General features: G+C 46.9%; 12 protein-coding genes. 8 read left to right on the top strand and 4 right to left on the bottom strand.

What is annotated here, in order from left to right; all coding sequences use genetic code 11:
* Positions 1-265 precede the first annotated feature (265 nt).
* The 3 genes from HMPREF9140_RS06325 to HMPREF9140_RS10300 all read left to right on the top strand — a co-directional run bounded on the left by HMPREF9140_RS06325 (position 266) and on the right by HMPREF9140_RS10300 (position 3866).
* The gene (locus HMPREF9140_RS06325; RefSeq protein WP_006952714.1) at positions 266-1909 is read left to right on the top strand and encodes a diphosphate--fructose-6-phosphate 1-phosphotransferase; all 1644 of its coding nucleotides are present in this window, start codon (positions 266-268) and stop codon (positions 1907-1909) included.
* Between the two features lie 94 nt (positions 1910-2003).
* A complete protein-coding gene (locus tag HMPREF9140_RS06320) occupies positions 2004-2639 on the top strand; it encodes a murein L,D-transpeptidase catalytic domain-containing protein (RefSeq protein WP_006952712.1) in 636 nt (211 codons plus the stop codon).
* Between the two features lie 330 nt (positions 2640-2969).
* A complete protein-coding gene (locus HMPREF9140_RS10300) occupies positions 2970-3866 on the top strand; it encodes a glycoside hydrolase family 25 protein (RefSeq protein ID WP_006952710.1) in 897 nt (298 codons plus the stop codon).
* Here HMPREF9140_RS10300 and prmA read toward each other — a convergent pair.
* On the bottom strand, positions 3793-4647 hold the full coding sequence (gene prmA, locus HMPREF9140_RS06310) for a 50S ribosomal protein L11 methyltransferase (protein WP_006952708.1): 855 nt from the start codon (positions 4645-4647) through the stop codon (positions 3793-3795). The genes HMPREF9140_RS10300 and prmA overlap by 74 nt on opposite strands.
* A gap of 168 nt (positions 4648-4815) precedes the next feature.
* Between prmA and HMPREF9140_RS06305 the strand changes: the two genes are divergently transcribed.
* A complete protein-coding gene (locus HMPREF9140_RS06305) occupies positions 4816-5943 on the top strand; it encodes a hypothetical protein (RefSeq protein ID WP_006952706.1) in 1128 nt (375 codons plus the stop codon).
* Positions 5944-5980: 37 nt separating this feature from the next.
* Positions 5981-7609 (top strand): hypothetical protein, encoded by a 1629-nt coding sequence (locus HMPREF9140_RS06300; protein ID WP_006952704.1) that lies wholly within the window; start codon positions 5981-5983, stop codon positions 7607-7609.
* Between the two features lie 455 nt (positions 7610-8064).
* Here HMPREF9140_RS06300 and HMPREF9140_RS06295 read toward each other — a convergent pair whose 3' ends face one another.
* Entirely contained in the window at positions 8065-12579 is a 4515-nt protein-coding gene (locus HMPREF9140_RS06295; RefSeq protein WP_018571883.1) for a choice-of-anchor J domain-containing protein, read from the bottom strand.
* 1383 nt (positions 12580-13962) lie between these two features.
* On the bottom strand, positions 13963-14988 hold the full coding sequence (gene holA, locus HMPREF9140_RS06285; RefSeq protein WP_025073409.1) for a DNA polymerase III subunit delta: 1026 nt from the start codon (positions 14986-14988) through the stop codon (positions 13963-13965).
* A gap of 84 nt (positions 14989-15072) precedes the next feature.
* Here holA and HMPREF9140_RS06280 point away from each other — a divergent pair, with 84 nt between their 5' ends.
* On the top strand, positions 15073-15522 hold the full coding sequence (locus HMPREF9140_RS06280) for a type I restriction enzyme HsdR N-terminal domain-containing protein (RefSeq protein ID WP_006952683.1): 450 nt from the start codon (positions 15073-15075) through the stop codon (positions 15520-15522).
* Here the strand turns inward: HMPREF9140_RS06280 and HMPREF9140_RS06275 are convergent.
* Positions 15507-16085, bottom strand: coding sequence for a GNAT family N-acetyltransferase (locus HMPREF9140_RS06275; RefSeq protein WP_006952682.1), 579 nt, complete (start codon positions 16083-16085; stop codon positions 15507-15509). The genes HMPREF9140_RS06280 and HMPREF9140_RS06275 overlap by 16 nt on opposite strands.
* A 114-nt stretch (positions 16086-16199) precedes the next feature.
* Between HMPREF9140_RS06275 and HMPREF9140_RS06270 the strand changes: the two genes are divergently transcribed.
* Together HMPREF9140_RS06270 and serB are read left to right on the top strand one after the other, a co-directional pair.
* Positions 16200-16829: an HAD family hydrolase gene (locus tag HMPREF9140_RS06270; protein WP_006952681.1), complete on the top strand. Its 630-nt coding sequence runs from the start codon at positions 16200-16202 to the stop codon at positions 16827-16829.
* 9 nt (positions 16830-16838) lie between these two features.
* Positions 16839-18080, top strand: a complete 1242-nt coding sequence (gene serB, locus HMPREF9140_RS06265; protein WP_006952680.1) for a phosphoserine phosphatase SerB — start codon at positions 16839-16841, stop codon at positions 18078-18080.
* Positions 18081-18379 lie beyond the last annotated feature (299 nt).

The following is an 18379-nucleotide window of genomic DNA, read 5'->3' as shown; positions in this document are numbered from 1 at the left end:
TCCACCTTATCCATCCTATCCATCAGGACGAGTAATAATATATATGAATTCGGTTTGGAATACCGGTGGTCCCAGTTTAGGCTATGTGTGTAGCCATTGTACTCCACCGTTCCTCCGAGGCTGAAGCAGATACATTAACCGAGCCACGTGTGTTGATGTTTCTTGGAACATTTTCTGCCGATTATAGGGCGGAAAAACCTACTTTTGCGATGTGTTGAAACAGACTCGATTAACAAATTATTTACATTCAAAAACAGTTTTATTTATGGAAATTAGTGCATTGCAAAAGGAGAGAGCAGGCTATCAACCCAAATTGCCGAAAGCACTCCAGGGTGCAGTAAAGATTAAAGAAGGAGAGCCTACAAAGAGTGTAGACAATCAGGATGATATTAAGAAACTTTTCCCGAACACTTACGGAATGCCGCTCGTGGAATTCGTTCCGACTGACAAAACGGAATCGAAAGCCGTCAATGTGGGTGTGATTCTCTCCGGTGGACAAGCACCGGGAGGACATAATGTGATTTCGGGTCTGTTCGATGAGCTGAAAAAACTCAATCCAAACAATAGATTGTACGGATTCCTCATGGGACCGGGCGGATTGGTTGACCACAACTATATTGAAATCACAGCCGATTTCGTACAGCAATATCGTAACACGGGAGGCTTCGACATGATTGGCTCGGGCAGAACAAAACTCGAACAGGTTGAGCAGTTCGAGAAAGGATTGGAGATTATTCGCCAGCTCGATATAAATGCAATTGTCATCATTGGGGGCGACGACTCGAATACGAACGCCTGCGTGCTTGCCGAATATTATGCAGCGAAGAAGTACGGAGTACAGGTTATTGGCTGTCCGAAGACTATCGATGGCGACCTGAAGAACGACCAGATTGAAACATCGTTCGGTTTCGATACGGCCACGAAAACGTATTCTGAATTGATTGGAAACATTGAGCGCGACTGTAATTCGGCACGCAAATACTGGCATTTCATAAAACTCATGGGTCGTTCGGCCTCGCATATCGCACTTGAATGCGCCCTCCAAACGCAGCCTAACATTTGTCTCGTTTCGGAGGAGATTCAGGCGAAAGACCAAACACTGAACGACATAATTGAACACATCGCCGGCATAATAGCCCATCGCGCCGCACAGGGTAATAACTATGGCGTTGTGCTTATTCCCGAAGGATTGATTGAGTTCATTCCGGCAGTTGGCAGACTAATCCAGGAACTCAACGACCTTCTGGCCTCGCATGGAGCCGACTATAAAGATTTGGAACCGGCGGCACAACGGGAATATATTCTCACCCATCTGTCAGCCGGAAATCGGAGCACATTCGAGACTCTTCCCGAGGGAGTGGCTCATCAGTTGTCGTTAGACCGCGACCCGCACGGAAACGTACAAGTATCGCTCATCGAAACCGAGAAACTCATTTCCGAGATGGTTGGCGCAAAGCTCGCTCAATGGAAAAAGGAAGGAAAATACAACGGTAAATATTCGGCTCTGCATCACTTCTTCGGTTATGAAGGACGATGCGCTGCTCCGTCGAATTTCGATGCCGACTATTGCTATGCTTTGGGTGTATCGGCAGTGCAACTCATAGCCAACGACAAAACCGGATATATGGCTATCGTGAAGAACACTACGGCCAGCACTGACGAATGGAAAGCCGGAGGAGTTCCTATCACGATGATGATGAACATGGAGAAGCGTAACGGCGAGATGAAACCAGTAATTCGCAAGGCTCTAGTTGAACTCGACGGTGCTCCCTTCAAGGAATTTGCCGCGAGACGTGACTCTTGGGCTCGCGAAACTAATTATGTTTATCCCGGTCCGATTCAATATTGGGGTCCGGCTGATATTTGCGACCGAACCACCAAGACACTTCAGTTGGAGCAGGCGAAATGATACGCCGGTTTGTTCAAGCTAAGCAATAAACAAGCTTTGTGTTAAACATAAAAACCTCTTTAGTCAAAATAAGGAGGTTTTTAATTTGGAAAATATGAACAGAACTCTTCTGGCCTTGTGCCTTTTTGCAGTTATAATCCTTTCTTGTAAAGAGCATCCTACAGAGTATCGCAGCATTCCTCGGGAGAAATTGCAGGTAGAGCCTAAGGATTATAAGAAATATGCAGACGAAGCATATGCTTATTGCAAGGCAAACAAAATCTCGACTGATTTCTTTGTGTTGATTGACTTTTCTATTCATTCCGGTAAGGAAAGGATGTTCATTTGGGACTTCGGAAAGAACAAAATCACAAACAGCTTTCTGGTTAGCCATGGATGCGGTGTCCAGCCTACGGGGCAGGATTGTTCCAAAGAAAAGCCCATATTCAGCAATCAGCCGAACAGTCATTGCTCTTCGCTCGGCAAATACTGGATAGGAAGGAAGAAAATGCCCAGTCCGAGTTTTGGCGAGAAATATCTGCTTTATGGCAAAGAAAGCACCAACAGCAGAGCCCTAAAGAGAGATATTGTGATTCATCCCTGGTCAATCATCCCCGATGAGAGGCCTTATCCCAACGGAGTACCCGAGAGTTGGGGCTGTCCGGCAGTGTCGCCGAGAGTGTTCAAGATTCTTGATGATAAGTTCCAATCCACAAGCAAGAGTGTTCTCCTTTGGGCAATCTACCCCTAGAAGGAGAAATAATGGTAATCATCCACATTGGGATGATTACCATCATTCACTCAAACCTAATCGGCCTCGTCGAACCTCACCCCCGGACTAAGGGTACCTCCCCTCCGGACTAAGGGTACCTTACCCCCGTACTAAGGGTACATCAGTCCCATACTAAGGGTACATCGGTCCCATACCGAGGGTACATCAGTCCCATACTAAGGGTACATCAGTCCCATACTCATCCTACATCACCCCTGGATTGATTAACCATCGAGTTTGAAGTTTGGCCTTGTGATATCAAAACACGCATACTGCAATAAAACAGATTTCGCAAATTCTATTTCGATTATGTCATACGATAAACCTCATAGGAAAAAGCTTTCCGACAGTGTGCATGAACTGCGGAGATGGTTCGGCAGACAACCATCGTCGGTTCGCTGGGCTTGCGGAATCGGAGCAGCTCTTTTGTATTGTGTCGTTTTTTATCAACTGTTCGTGGCCCCGTCGGGATTTCGGTGGCGTGCCATATACGGCGACCCGGATTACCCGGATGGCTATAGTATACACGGGATAGACATTAGCCGCTATCAAGGAAACATCAACTGGAACAGATTGCGAAATGCCATGATAGAAACTGCACCGATAAGATTCGTCATCATCAAATCGACCGAGGGCGACAGTCACCTTGACCGTAAATTCAGAGAAAACTTTATAAATGCCCGTGAAAGTGGTTTCATACGCGGAGCTTATCATTTCTGGAGCAATAATTCGTCGGCACGTCGTCAGGCCTATTTCTTCCTGGCAATGGTAGACTTGCAGCCGGGCGATTTACCTCCGATATTGGATGTCGAGTATAAACCGAAGGATATAACCATAGAAGAATTTCAGCAAAACGTTCTAACGTGGCTGCACATCGTGGAAGACAGATACCATGTTAAGCCTATTCTGTACACTTACTATAAGTTCAAAGACCTGTATCTGTCTGATTCAAGATTCGATGATTACCCCTATTGGATAGCTCATTATTATGTTGGAAAGATGGAATATACCGGGCCGTGGAAATTCTGGCAGCATACCGATGCGGGACGATTGCCGGGGATTGAAGGGTATGTCGACCTGGACATCTACAACGGGAATCTCTACGAATTGCATCAAATGCTTATTCCCGAGCCTATGCGAATTTTAGTACCAGACAGCACCAATCATGATTCTCTTCTTCTCGAACTGGACGAAGTCCGAGATTAGCCGCATACTTTAGCAGCAGAGGAACATCTTCTTTATAGAATCCGCTTAGAATCAAAGTACCTTGGCTAGACATTACGTCGGAGAAAGCACGCATGTCATTTAAAAGAATGTTGCGGTTGATGTTGGCCAAAATATAGTCGAACTTCCCGTCGATATCAGTCAGAACGCTGCAATCTCCCTCCAGAACCTCTATCGAAACATCATTCAGCTCGGCGTTATGTTTAGTGTTTTTCACGCTCCATTCATCGATGTCATACGCCACGACCTCTTTAGCCCCACATTTAGCTGCAACGATACCGAGTATTCCAGTACCGCATCCGCAGTCCAAAATACGCTTATCTTCTATAGGGAGATTAAGAAGAACGGAAACAATCAATTGAGTTGTTTCGTGCGTTCCTGAACCGAAAGCCTGGCAAGGGTCAATGGTAATGGTTATTGGATAATCTGCCCCACTAACCTCATCAACAGATTTTGCACTCCTAATGATGCATTTATCCTGAATCACAATAGGAGAGAATCCAATCTTCTCCCATTCCGAATTCCAATTCTCATCGCCCACCTTTTCTATATTATAAGTGATTGTAGTATCCTCTATCGGAAACTCGTTCAAAGCCTCGTCAAGCTTATCCTTATCAAACAAACTCTCCTGACAATATCCAATCAGTGTACCCTCTTCATCGTTGAACGAATCGAACCCCACGCTTCCTGCAATCGCTGCTGTTAAATCTTTACTGGTTTGTGAATACGGCTCTATTCTAAACTCTATTTGTAGATATTTCATGCCTTGTTATTTTTGTCTTGCAAAATTATGAAAAGTAGGGAAAAGCTATATGGGGCTAGGGAAATTCCGTATATTTGCCCTACTAGTTGTAAATAGTTTTGCGACGAAAGCTTTTAGAATTCCCAATAACATAGTATAAATAAGTTAACAACAACAGGAGATATAATTATGAAACAATTCATCCTTTTTTCAATTCTTGCTTCTTGTATTCCTATAACAATGTTAGCGCAAGACGACTTGTATTTTACTCCTTCAAAGAATAAAACGCAATACTCGCAGAAGAATGTTGATTCCAAAAACTATTACAGTGGAATCAATAAGAGTGAAGATGAATATAATCGTCGCTATCGTCAGGGCGATTCTTACCAGATGCTCGGAAAAGATTCCCTGCAGAGCGATATGATGCAATTCCGCGATGGCGATTCTACTTTTACCGACACAGGCAATCGGAGATATAAACGCTACTATGATACAGATGAAGACGATTTTGCATATAGTCGCCGAATGGGCCGATTCGAAGGTTTCTGGGGATGGTATGACCCATGGTTTATAGGACGTCCCTACTATTATATAGGTTGGCGATACTATGACCCGTGGTATTCCGATTGGTATGACCCATGGTATTATGGATATAGAGGATATTACGGTTACTACGGCTGGACTTCTCCTTGGAGATACAACAGATATGCAGGCTGGAGTTATCCTTATTACTATGATTCCTGGTGGGACTTCTATCCATATTACGGAGGATATTATTACAGCCGGAACTACTATCCAAACGGGCACACTGGAACGGCCAATCATTGGGGAAACTCGTCGTCATATTATGATGGAGCATACAGAGGCGGAAACTTCAGTGGATACCGAGGAAATAACTCATCGGGCTCGCGTTCTACACGCGGATATGTAGAAAGAGATTTCGGAGGTAACAGAAGCTACTCCGATAACTTCTCGGGCTCACGTCAGAATTACAACTCCGGTTCGCGCCAGAATTACGAGGGCAGAAGTTTCGGTACTCGTTCATACAACAACTCGCGTAGCACAGAATCCTATGATTCCCGTTTCGGTGGCTCGCGAACAGAAACTCGCAGTTCGAACTATCAACGCTCCTATGATAACAACCGAAGCAGTTCATTCGGAAGTGGAAGCTCAAACAGTAGTCGGAGCTTCGGTAGCGGAAGCAGTAGCAGTAGTTTCAGTGGTTCTCGCAGTTTCTCCGGCGGCTCCGGCAGTTCGAGCGGTTCGGGTAGTTTCGGCGGTTCACGAAGCGGCGGAAGTTTTGGCGGACGCAGATAGAAATCATTAACTAAATAGTATTATAAATAAATCGATTATGAAATTAAGACACATCTTCATAGCAACGTCATTGGTTGCACTGCCCGTTGTTGCGCAAGAAACTTATGAGAATGAAAGAATCATGGGCGAAGACCTTAACGGAACGGCTCGGTATGTAGGTATGGGAGGAGCTTTGGAAGCTCTTGGAGCCGATATATCGACAATTGGAACTAACCCTGCCGGAATCGGATTATTTCGTCACAGCACTTTCTCGATAAGTGCCGGTCCGGTTTTCAAAAAGAGTGGCAAAGAGTTCAACAGCGGTTCTAAAACCAATTTGAGTTTCGACCAGATAGGCCTCGTGTACTCAACGCGAACCGGAGACAACGAATACATAAACTTCGGATTCAACTATCATAAGGGAAAGAACTTCAACTATTTTCTCAACGCAGCTAATTCTCTTAATGGGAGCTCGCAAAACACACAATCCTACCTCAAAGGATTGTTAGGAAGTGAACTGAATGGTGGATTCAATATTGATAAAATTGAAGACAAAGATGGGAATAAGAGGTACTATGGCTACTTCGACAGCCAGAGCAAACAACTAGCTCTCACATGGAGTCAGCTTGACTATCTATATTGGAACACCATGATTCCTGATGCTAAGAATGGAGATAAGTTCTTCTACTACGACGCGAGCTCTTACGACTTCAATCGTGAGAATACCGGCTATGTTGGAAATTACGACTTCAACTCAAGCGCTAACTTCGGAGACCGCGTTTTCCTCGGATTCACACTAGGTATTAAGGATGTACACTACAATAGCTACAGCGAATATCGTGAACAACTATCCGGTAACTCTGGAAGCGTAACCGTACAAGACCAGCGGCAAATTGTTGGGGTAGGCTACGATGTTTCTTTCGGAGCCATCGTTCGTCCTGTTCTTTCGTCGCCTTTCAGAATTGGAGCCTACATAAAATCGCCCACATGGTACGAGCTCGAAACCAGCAACCAAACCGTTATCCATAATAACGCGACCTCAGGTGGAACTTACGACCATGGACGGGTGTCGAACAGCTACAAATTTAAACTCTGGACACCATGGCGATTCGGTCTGTCGTTAGGACACACTATTGGTAATAAATTCGCAATTGGCGTTACTTACGAATATGAAGACTATAGTAGCACAAACACACGAGTCAACGACGGAACTTATGTAGACTACTACTATGGTGATATCTACGAAACATCTGTCAAGGATGCCGTGATGAACAATCACACCAAAGGCGCTCTCAAAGGCGTGAGCACATTCAAAGTTGGAGCCGAGTTTAAGCCTGTTGCCGACCTTTCACTCCGTGTAGGATATAACTATGTGAGCTCGAAATATTCGGCAAATGCCCAGAAGAATCCATCTCTAGCATCATTGGGAACGAGTTATTCCTCGGCAACCGATTTCACTAATTGGGATGCAATCAACCGTTTCACTTGCGGAATAGGCTATAGAATCAACGATTTCAGTATCGATATGGCTTATCAGTACAGCGCTCAGAACGGAACTTTCTATCCTTTCTCTTCAATGACCGTGGAGGATACAAAGAATAATAAAGTCTACAAGAATACTCCCACACCTACTAAGGTTGAAAACAACCGAGGACAGTTGTTATTCACGTTAGGTTTCCATTTTTAGACGATAGTATTTCCCATTTATTCGGTTACTTCGGTAACCAACTAAGAAACAGGATGCGACTAATAAATTCGCATCCTGTTTTTGTAGTATATACTGGTGTATAAGTCGGTTTTTTGCGTGCTCTTGAAAATGCACACGTGAGCCCGTAAATTTCTTCACGTTTGTATAACTTATTATACACATTTGTATAACTTATTATACTCACTTGTATAACTCATTATACACGTTTGTATAATTCATTATACACATTTGTATGATTCATTATACACCTTGTGCTTTGCCGGCGGACACGTGTCCCCGTAAATTTCTTTACGTGTTGCTTTTTACGAGGACATGTAAAGAAATTTACGGGCTCACGTGTGCATTTTCAAGAGGATGCAAAACGTGAGTTCGGTTTAGTTGTTTTCTAGCTCCGAACTCACGTAATGCTGGTTTATTCTGGACTCGCGTAAGCGTTATTTCACTACGCGCTTTTTGCCATTAATGATATAAACGCCGCGTGGCAGACCGTTGAGCGTCTTGGCTTTGGTGCGAACTCTGGCGCCGCCGAGGTTTATGACATCCAAGAGTGTTTCGTTGCCGTCGACCTTTTCGATAGACGTAACGGTGACTGAAGCGTCGTTGGAGAAGCCTGATTCGTTGACTTCGCCTTCCTTCGAGGTGTAGATGGCGGTAACGTTATAGACGTGGCTGCCGAGGGCGGTTGCGTCTGTGTAAGTGAACTTGTTGCCGTCTAGGCGGGCAATTTGTTTTCCGTCTCGGTAGATGATGAATGCCGTTACGTCGTCGTCGGCTCCTGTGGCGAGTTGCTCGTAGCTAACGTCGTCTACACCGAAAACATAGGCGCCTTTCTTGGGCGTGTTGTGGTGTATGGCGAAGTATTTTGCTCCTTCCGGTAGTTCGATGGTGATGTGCTTCCAGTTTGAACCTTCGTTGAAGGCTACCGTGCCGTCGGCTTGAGCGCCTTGGAGCTTGACGAAGCTTGTTGTGTCTGTGCCTGTCGTGGAATAGAGCACGTCGAAGTACTCGGTGCAGCTCTTGTCGCCTGCACGTGTGGCTATATTCATCACGTAGAATGAAATTTCTTGCTTTCTGCCCGATAGGCGCGGCGATATGAGCCAGTTGTTTTGTGTAACGAGTTTGCGGTCGGCATTGTAAGCATAGATGGCGGCGGCGTATTGGTTGCCCTCGTGAGGGGTTAATCCGGGGTTGACGGTGGTCATGTTTGCAATCCACGAGTTAGGATTGAAGGCTGTGAAAGCAAATGCTTCTCCCTGTCCGGGATAGGATGAAGATGGTTGCAGTGCTCCGGCTGTTCCTTTGTCGCCGTCGATAAGTGTCCAGGGCGACATCTGTGTTGCAAATGGCGTATAGCTTTCAAATCCATCGTTGATTAGTTCCGGTTCGGGTAATACTGGTTGTCCCCAGGTGAGTGTTGCTTGTCCGCCTTCGGCTGCTTGGGCTTGCAGGTTGTTGATGCGTCCGTAGGGCGATGCTATTACATTGATGCTATTTGTTTCTGTGTCGTCGTCATCGGCCGATTCGTCGCCGTCGTATTCAATCATGGCCTTTACGTTCAGTTTTGCTGCCTGTTCGTTTATGGCTACGGATAAGTTCATGCTGACGGTGTCGCCATCGAGAGAAGCTAATGGTTGGTTTATGCTAACAGTGTTGCACGGTTTGTCGTTTGCATAAAGCACTACACGATAAGCGTCGGCCGTTTTGGAGCCGAGGTTCTGTAGCGTCACGGTTACGTTGCCGGTCTTGCCTGCTCGAATGCTTTCTGGTGTTTTTATGCTTGTGGCAGCTATGTTGCGGTCAAGCTGGTCGATTATGTTTATGTTGTCGACGCCGATTAAGACTTTGGAACCTTGGGCCGCACCGCTGAACTTGACGATTATGTATCGTTCTGATGAGAAAGAGGCCAGGTCGACCAGTTGGCGCGCCCATCCGTTCTTATCGGTCTTTGTTAGGTCGTACTCAGCCGCTACGTGGTCTATTCCGTCGGGCGTTTGCACGAGCACTTTCAGCGTGGCTTCGTTGCCCACAAGTGAGTATAGGTCGAAGAAGAGTTTCGGGCGAACTGCTCCCGATAGTGTAACCTTGGGCATGTTGACCGATGTTTCGTCGCCTTGTTGGATGGTGAAAGGAACGGTTGTTCCGGAGTGTTCCTCGCTGTAGTTAGCCCATACCAGGCTGCCGCCGTCGTTGTCGGAGGCTGCATCAGTAACTACGCGCCAAGGTGCGGCCGTTTTCCTATTGTTATATTGTTCGTTACCCAGGAGCGATGCAAAGCCGTTGTCTAGCTTCCCGCCTTTCATACTTTCCTTAAAAGGCAGTACGATGCTTGGGCCTATCACCACTCCGCGCGCTGATATGTAATCGCTATGTCCGCCTTCGCCGTTGGCTCTTGCTGCGAACCATGCCAAGGTTTGTGTTTTACCATCTTCGGCTGTGGTGATGTTTGGGTTAAATGGTATGGTTGTGCTTGTTTCGCCTAGCAAGCTAGTTGTGAGCGAGTCGCCCAATTCGCCGTCTACCAGTGAGAAGAACGTCATACTAACCTTCTCCGGACGGAGGAATCCGCCGTTAACACCTGTCGCACCGAAGGCATTCCAGGTTGCATGCAGACTTGTACCTTGGTCAACGAACGATACGCCGGTAGGATTCTTCGGTCTATCCATTCCGATGAAAGCGCGTGTTGTTACCGTGCGTCCCGAATGTCCGTCGAGATATGGCGTAATTGTGTAGGAGTGGAATCCGTTTGCCGGAACATCGTTATCTGTCCACGATACTTTCGCTCCCGGAATCGAGTTCCCGATTCGGGTAACTAAAACATCGTCGCGCTTTACTACAAAGCTGTCTATTCGGGCCAGTGTTGCGCCGTTTATGGTTATGTTAGGCGCAGTGAATTTCAGCGTAGCTTGTAGCGTTCCGTTTTGTCCCGGAATCACGGTTGGCGATTTCACCGAATCGGGTGCAGCTGTGTAGGCCGTCTTGGTGATGGTTATACTGTCGATGGCCACCTGAAACTTTTCGTTGGCGGCGGTGTTGTCGTGGAAACCTATGTAGAAGTTACCATTGGCGTTGGGTATCAAGTCGGCCGTGCAAACCTGCCATTTTCCGTTGGTTTCCGAATGGGCGGGTGTGAATGTTTCTATTAAGGTGTTGGTCATTTGTGCGGGAGTGTCGCCGTTTCCCCATTTCACCTCAATGGTGTTTTTATACTTGTCCATGATGTTGCGTACTCGGAAAGCAACGGTATATACGCGGTCGGTTGTGAGATGTATTGGCGGTGTGATAAGCCAATCGTCGCTGGCTGCGGTGGCATGTCCTTGATTGCTCATTGCGCCATAGCCTGCAACGCCATTGGCCCACCAGGTGAAGCGGTCGTTGTTCGCATCGATAACTTTAAAGAGGGCCAGTGCTGAAGTTCCTTCGAACGTATGATTCCAGTCGGGCTCGATTGCTGCGCCGGCTATCAAAGTCGAGGTGTTGGCCCAACGTCCTTTAGCGTCGCCGCTGATGGCTCTGACGGCATACGTGTAGCTGCCCAATTGAGCTCCCGACACGTCGTCGGTGCACGATGTGCCGCTGATGCCTGTTGCCACTGTTGTGGTGTCGCGTCCTTGTATGCGCACAACATCGTAGGTGAGTGTGCCGAGTGTTCCCTGATGAGTGCCGGCAGTTGGCGCCGTCCATGTTATTGTTACAATACCGTTGGAAAGCGTTGCCGACGGATTACCCACAGTTTGCGGTTCGTCGAACCCCACCCATTTGTTCGTCGTGGCTGCCGGCGACGCCCCATTGGTGTTCGATACGGTCACTGCGAAGGCGTAATCGCCGCTGTGCGTTAAACTGACGGGCACGCTCACTGTTGCACCCGGCTGTGACGTTCCGGAGGTGAGTTGCGAACCGTTGGCAGTGATGGAGTAGTCGATATTTCCTTGCAAGTTGCTTCCGCCAACTGTTTGTGTGGGCATGGTGAAGTTCACGGTGCCGCTAAGACTTGTTCCGCTGAATGCAACCGTTAGGTTTGTAACCGTGGCAGGAGCGTCGCCGCTTGCACTGACCGGCGCAAGCAGCATGCCGAACATCGTGACGTGGGCATCTGATACTTTAGTGGCTGCTCCGGTGGTTAGATTTACGGTGTAGAGGGCTGTGTTGTAGTCCTTATCTTGTGCATACCAGTAGAATGTGTCGTCCTTTGAATCTATTTCGCCCGTCTGGTCGTAAGGGCCACCCCATTCGTCGATGAGTTCAATTCCGGTAGGACCTACGAGTGTCTCGGTGCCATTGATTATAGAGATGTTGTAAAGATTACCGTCGGCCGCGATACCGTAAAGTCTTTTGTCGGCCGTTATGCCCATTGCTACATATCGGCGCGTAGTAGAGCCGAATGTTGTGCGTGTGCGTGTACGATAGTCTACGGTGCCCACCTCGTATTGCTGATTACTTGCCGAGCTGTTGTAAAATTCTCCATAGACGGTGCCGTCTTTGGCTTGTGCTGTTTCGAGTGCGGCTAGCGAGAAGTCGTTATAGCTTTTGCCGCTTCCCGTCCAGGTTGCGAGGTCGTAGGTGTAGAGCGTCAGTTCGCCGCTTCCCACTCCATAACGTTGGAAGTCCACGGCGTATAGTTTTCCGTCGACCACCTGCACACCGTTTTTGGCGATGCGTTGATTTTGCTTGCTCACAGGTGTGAACTCAATATCGCCGGCCGTACTTTTCGGATGGAAAGAGTAGAATCCCCATTCGTCATTGATTTTGATGTTTCCCCAGAGTGTGAGTTTTGGGTCTGCAGAACCGGTTTTGAGCAGGATGATTCTCTGCTGCGGTGTGAGGCTTTGCAGAAGTTGTTTTGATTGCATTGTGCCGGGTTTCACCAGCTTTTGTGCTTGCTGTGCTGCACTCGGTATAGGCTGAAGTAGAGCCAGTGCGGTCAGCATGATTGTTGTTATTATCTTCTTCATAAACTCTTAAAAATAGGTAATTGGTTTCGGCGCAAAATTAAAGAGTTGTAATTGATAGAGAATAAATGCAAGCACAGTTTTTCTATGGTTAATGCAGTTGGATGTGTCTTTCATACTACTGTTTTTAACTCAAAAAGTGTTTTGTATTGCTTTTGCGTCGTTGGCGCAAGCCTCATGCATTTTTGTATTGCTTTTGCGTCGTTGGCGCAAGCCTCATGCACTTTTGTATTGTATTTGCGTCGTTGGCGCAAACCCCGTGTACTTTTGTATTGCTTTTGCGTCGTTGGCGCAAGTCTCATGCATTTTTGTATTGTATTTGCGTCGTTGACGCAAACCTCATGCACTTTTGTATTGCTTTTGCGTCGTTGACGCAAATACCACTCACTTCTGAAACCTGATGTAATTACTGCATTTTTAGAATTCCATTAATTTTGCAACAGATTTGCCTCTTATAGTAAGAGACACTTCTAATATACATAATAATACTACTCTTATAGTCCCCAAAGGCTCTGTACTATTTAATCCTAACATAGATAATTATGGAGGATATAGAGTGTTCTTAAAGAAGAACTGGGGATTATGTAAGAATGGGAAATAAGTTCGTTATAATGAAAATTATCCATATTCTCATAGTGATTTCATTATCGCTATTATTTGACTCCTGTATAAGGACATCCGGGTTTACATCAGGTTTTAAATCTTTATCAGAAGAAGAAAAGACAAGAATAATCCCTTTGAGAGATGAAATACAGGATTCAAAAAATATAGACTCTGCTACTCAGAGAATATATAGTATAACCTGTAATCAGCTTCGGAAATACATCAAAGAAAATAATAAAGTTCTTGTCTATGATTGGACACCTTTCTGTAGAAGTAGTTCTTGTATAAATCCGACTTTAATAAAAAGGTTCTGCGATGAAAATAACATGAAGTTCATTTTGATAGCAAACTGTTATACAGGGGTTTTTGAATTTAATAGTAATATAATTCAAGTGTTTTCAATAAATAATGAAGCCTATCGTACTGACGTGAGATCTAGATATAGTCGCCTATTTTATGAAGAGTTGACTGGGATGAAATACAAATCATTGCACTCACTGATATATTTTGATAATGGTTCGTTTGTAGGCTCATACGATAATATATCTGAATTGTATTTGCCCTCAACCTGAATAAAGAAAAGCGGAAACTGATTTTTGATTAAGGCTGGAGGGCGGTCTACTACATAAAATAGTTATAAAGTAAGCCGAGAAGCCACAGAACTAGCAGACGGGATTCCGCATAACAAATAGAAAAAGGCTGGATGCTCAAATTGGAAGCATTCAGCCTTTTTTCTTTGGAGAAAGACGGTAAAGCCTTGCTTTTGCGTCGTTGATGTAAAATTTAATGCAGGATAAAGAAAATGAGTTCTTTCATCAGTTCGCCGGCGCTTGTGCTAGGGTTGTCGAGTCCTTTACTCTTGGCGTCGATTTCGCGGATTTTGGATATAATTTCCATGGTTTTTCTGCTGGGATAGTTTTGCAAACCGAGGGCATAGTCGCGTGCGCCCCAGGCCGTGTGCATGTCTAGTGCGTGTGCAATGTCGGCTTCGGTTTCTTTTTTAGGGGCGTAGTGCACAATCATTAGATTTTGAAAGTAGGCGAAGAATAGGGGTAGGAAGGCGAAAAGCGAACCGGCTTTGGGGTTACTGTCGAAGTATTTTATAATTCGGTTGGCTTTCAGTGTGTCTTTTCTGATAACGGCGTCGCGCAGTTCGAATGAATTGAACTCCTTGCTCACGCCGATTTCTTTTTCAACGAGTTCGGGGGTTATTCGGCGGTCGTTGTCGGGCATGGCTATGAGTAGTTTGTCGAGTTCGGAGGTTAATCGGTTAAGGTCGGCGCCTACAGCTTCGACTATCATTTGAGTTGATTTCGGGTCGATGGTTGCTTGCCGTGCTTTTAGGTAGTTTTGAATGAAGTCGGGCAGCTGATAGTCGCGCAGCTTCTTGCTTTCGAACACCACGCCTACCGCTTGGGCAAGGGAGATTACTTTTTTTCGTGCATCTATTTTTCCGTTTTTGTGGCACCACACGAGTATGGTTGAGTTGACGGGGGTTCGGAGATATTTTTCCAGTGGTTCGAGCGAGCGAACATTCTGTGCCTCCTTAACGATGATTACTTGATGCTCGGCCATCATGGGATAGCGTCGCGCCATGTCGGCAATTTGTCCGGCGGTAGCATCGGAGCCGAAACAAACGGTTAGGTTGAAGTCTTTCTCTTCGGGCGATAGGATTTGGTTTGCCATGTAGTCGGCTATCTGGTCGATGTAGTACGACTCTTCGCCCATGAGGATGTATATCGGTGCGAAGTTGCGGGATTCGAGGCTTTGCATAATCCCCTGGAAAGTTGTTTGTTGTTTTGTTGCCATTTGTTTTTTGTTGTTGGGCGTGGCGTTGCATTTTTCTTGATTATGAATACCTGCTCTTACCTTTGCAAAGGTAATGAAACGAAGATGAACAGCTTGAATCTCCCTTCCTACGAAGCTCGTGTAAGAAGTGTTTCCGGGCGTAGACAAATATTTGATGTTCTGCGGAAGAAATATGTTTCGCTCACTCCCGAAGAGTGGGTTCGACAGCATTTCATTCATTATCTCATCGAACATCTGGGCTATCCGGCAATGCTCATGGCCAACGAAGTACAGTTGCAAATAGGCGATAAGCGGGTGAGGGCCGACAGCGTGCTCTACGACCGGCGTTTGGCACCGCGAATGATTATGGAGTATAAAGCGCCCGATGTAGCGCTCACGCAAAAGGTGTTCGACCAGATTTCGGCTTATAATCTTCTTCTTCGGGTTGACTATCTTGTGGTGACTAATGGTCTTGATACCTATGCCTGCAAGATGGATTATGAGCGAGGCGGTTATTCTTTCATGACTTCTATTCCAACCTATTCCGAGCTTTGAGGATGAACTAAATGACGCATAGCATGCCCTCCCCAGAGGTTGTCGCCGTCGTAGCGGAATCCTGCACGAATGTATAACCGTTCGGCCCGAGGATTGCCCTTGTCGACAAGTAATCCGGTGGGCAATCCCATATCTTTTCCTTTCTTAACGGCCGCTTCGAGGAGCAGTGTGGCTATTCCGCGACCGCGAAAAGCCTTGTCTACACAGAGTGAATCGATGTATAGCTCGCCGGCCGTTGTTTCGTCGGGCATGTCGGAGAAATCGCGCCCGAACGCCTCCCTGGCTCCGTCGACAAACGCACAGCGAAGTTCGTGCAACAGAGCGCCGTTGTAGGTTACGCATATTCCAATCAATCGGCCGGTCTTATCGACGGCAACTAGCGTGTTTAGGAAGGAATATTGCGAGTGTTCGGTTTCTACCAGGCCGGTTATCAGTCGGTGGAAATCGTCGAGCGTATGATTAGGTCCTGCAAACCACTGGCAGCATTCGTGATTCATGGCTTCCATAATCATTCGGGCAATCGCGGGGGCCTGTTCTTTCTTAGCGTTTTCAATTGTAATCATGCTGCGAAGGTAGCTAAAACAGGCCGCTTGAAGCGTCAGAGAAAAAAGCCTTACTTTTACTGCCGAGTTAAGAACATCATATTTCCCCAGAACATTTTAAATCAAGAAAGAGTAATGATTAAAACCATCTTATTCGACCTCGGAGGAGTTATCTACACCGGCGACGTAGACCGAGCTATGAGTCGATTCAGGGATATCGGATTACAGGATGTTGAGAAGCGCCTCAACGCCTATACGCAAACCGGAATATTCGGTAAGCTGGAAGACGGCTCCATGTCGGACACCGACTTCCTCGGCGCACTTTCTACCCTCTGCCATCGCGACATTTCCTGGCAAGAATGTCAACACTGCTGGCTGGGTTACTGCAAGGAACTTCCCGAACGAAACATTGCGCTCTTAGAACGTTTGCGACACGAAGGCTACAGGCTAGTGCTGGCCAGCAATACCAATCCTTTTGTTATGGAATGGATGGAAAGCGGCCGTTTCGACAGTCGGGGCAACGGTATCGGGCACTACATTGACCGCCTCTATGTGAGTTATAAACTCGGGCATCTCAAACCTGCTCCCGAATTTTTCCTCTCCATCCTCGAACAAGAAAACATTGCGCCCGCCGAAGCTCTCTTCATAGACGACAGTCCCGGCAATGTGGCGTCGGCCGCCAAGCTCGGTATAAATACCCTGCTGGCCGAGAATGGGGCCGACTGGACACAAGAAATGCTCAACGAACTCGAACAATTGAAATAGAATAGCCCTATGAACAAGAACGAACAAAAAGAACAGATTCTCATTCGCGTCACCGGACACGACCGTCGTGGACTCACAACCTCCATAATGAGCATACTCTCAAGATATGGTGCGAGCATTCTCGACATCGGACAGGCCGATATTCACGCAACTCTCTCGCTGGGCATTCTCATCCGTATCAGCGACACTAATTCCGGACAGGTGATGAAGGAACTTCTCTTCAAGGCCACCGAGCTGGGAGTGAACATCGGTTTTTCGCCGGTGTCCGACGAAGAATACGAAGCCTGGGTCGACCGCCAGGGTAAGAACCGCTATATACTCACAATTATCGGTCGCTCGCTTTCGGCTGCCAACATCGAGGCCACAACGCATGTCATTGCCGCGCAAGGATTCAACATCGACTCTATTCTAAGGCTCACAGGCAGGCAAAGCATACGTCGGCAGAGTCAGAGCGTTCGAGCCTGCATTGAATTCTCACTCCGCGGAACTCCTAACGACTACGACATGCTTCAAGCCCAACTCATGCAAATGAGCCACGAACAGGGTATCGATTTCTCTTTCCAGAAAGACGATATGTATCGTCGCATGCGTCGCCTCATTTGCTTCGACATGGACTCAACTCTCATTCAAACCGAGTGTATCGACGAGCTGGCGCGCAGAGCAGGCGTGGGAAAGGAAGTGGCCCAAATAACAGAACGGGCTATGCGAGGCGAGATTGATTTCCGTGAAAGTTTCATTCAGCGCGTGGCGCTACTTAAAGGGCTCGACGCCTCTGTGATGGCCGATATTGCCGAGAAACTGCCCATGACCGAAGGAGTTGACCGCCTGATGAGCGTGCTCAAACGTTGTGGTTACAAAATTGCCATCCTGAGTGGTGGGTTCACCTACTTCGGCGAATATCTTCAGCGTAAATATGGCATCGATTACGTCTATGCCAATCAGCTCGAAATCGACCAGAACAACCGTCTCACCGGTGGGTTTGTGGGCGACATAATAGATGGCAAGCGCAAAGCCGAACTTCTAAAACTCATCGCCCAAGTCGAGAAGGTTAATCTCGAACAAACCATCGCCGTGGGCGACGGGGCCAACGACCTCCCCATGATATCCGAAGCCGGCCTTGGCATTGCCTTTCACGCCAAGCCCCGCGTTCAGGCCACCGCCGAGCAGAATATCACCACCATAGGGCTCGACGGCGTTCTATACTTCCTTGGAATGAAAGACAGTTATCTCGGTGAGGCCGGTAAGCTGTAGTTGGGTTCTCCTTTAGTTAACCTGTGCAGACACCCGCCATCCTTCTATTTCGATTTCGGAAGTAACTTAAGCTGAAAAATAAAGGAGAGGACGAGAATTACGTCCTCTCCTTTTTGCATGTGTGTAAGATGTTTTGGCTCTTCGCCCTTTGGCGAAACGTTCCCGCCGTTGGATTCGGCTCGTCGCCCTTTGGCGAAGCGTTCTCGCCGTTGGATTTAGCTCTTCGCGCTTTGGCGAAGCGTTCTCGCCGTTGGATTTAGCTCTTCGCGCTTTGGCGAAGCGTTCTCGCCGTTGGATTT

It is taken from the genome of Prevotella micans F0438, assembly GCF_000243035.1.
GTDB classification, from domain to species: domain Bacteria; phylum Bacteroidota; class Bacteroidia; order Bacteroidales; family Bacteroidaceae; genus Prevotella; species Prevotella micans.
This window is presented reverse-complemented; position numbering and strand designations above follow the sequence as displayed.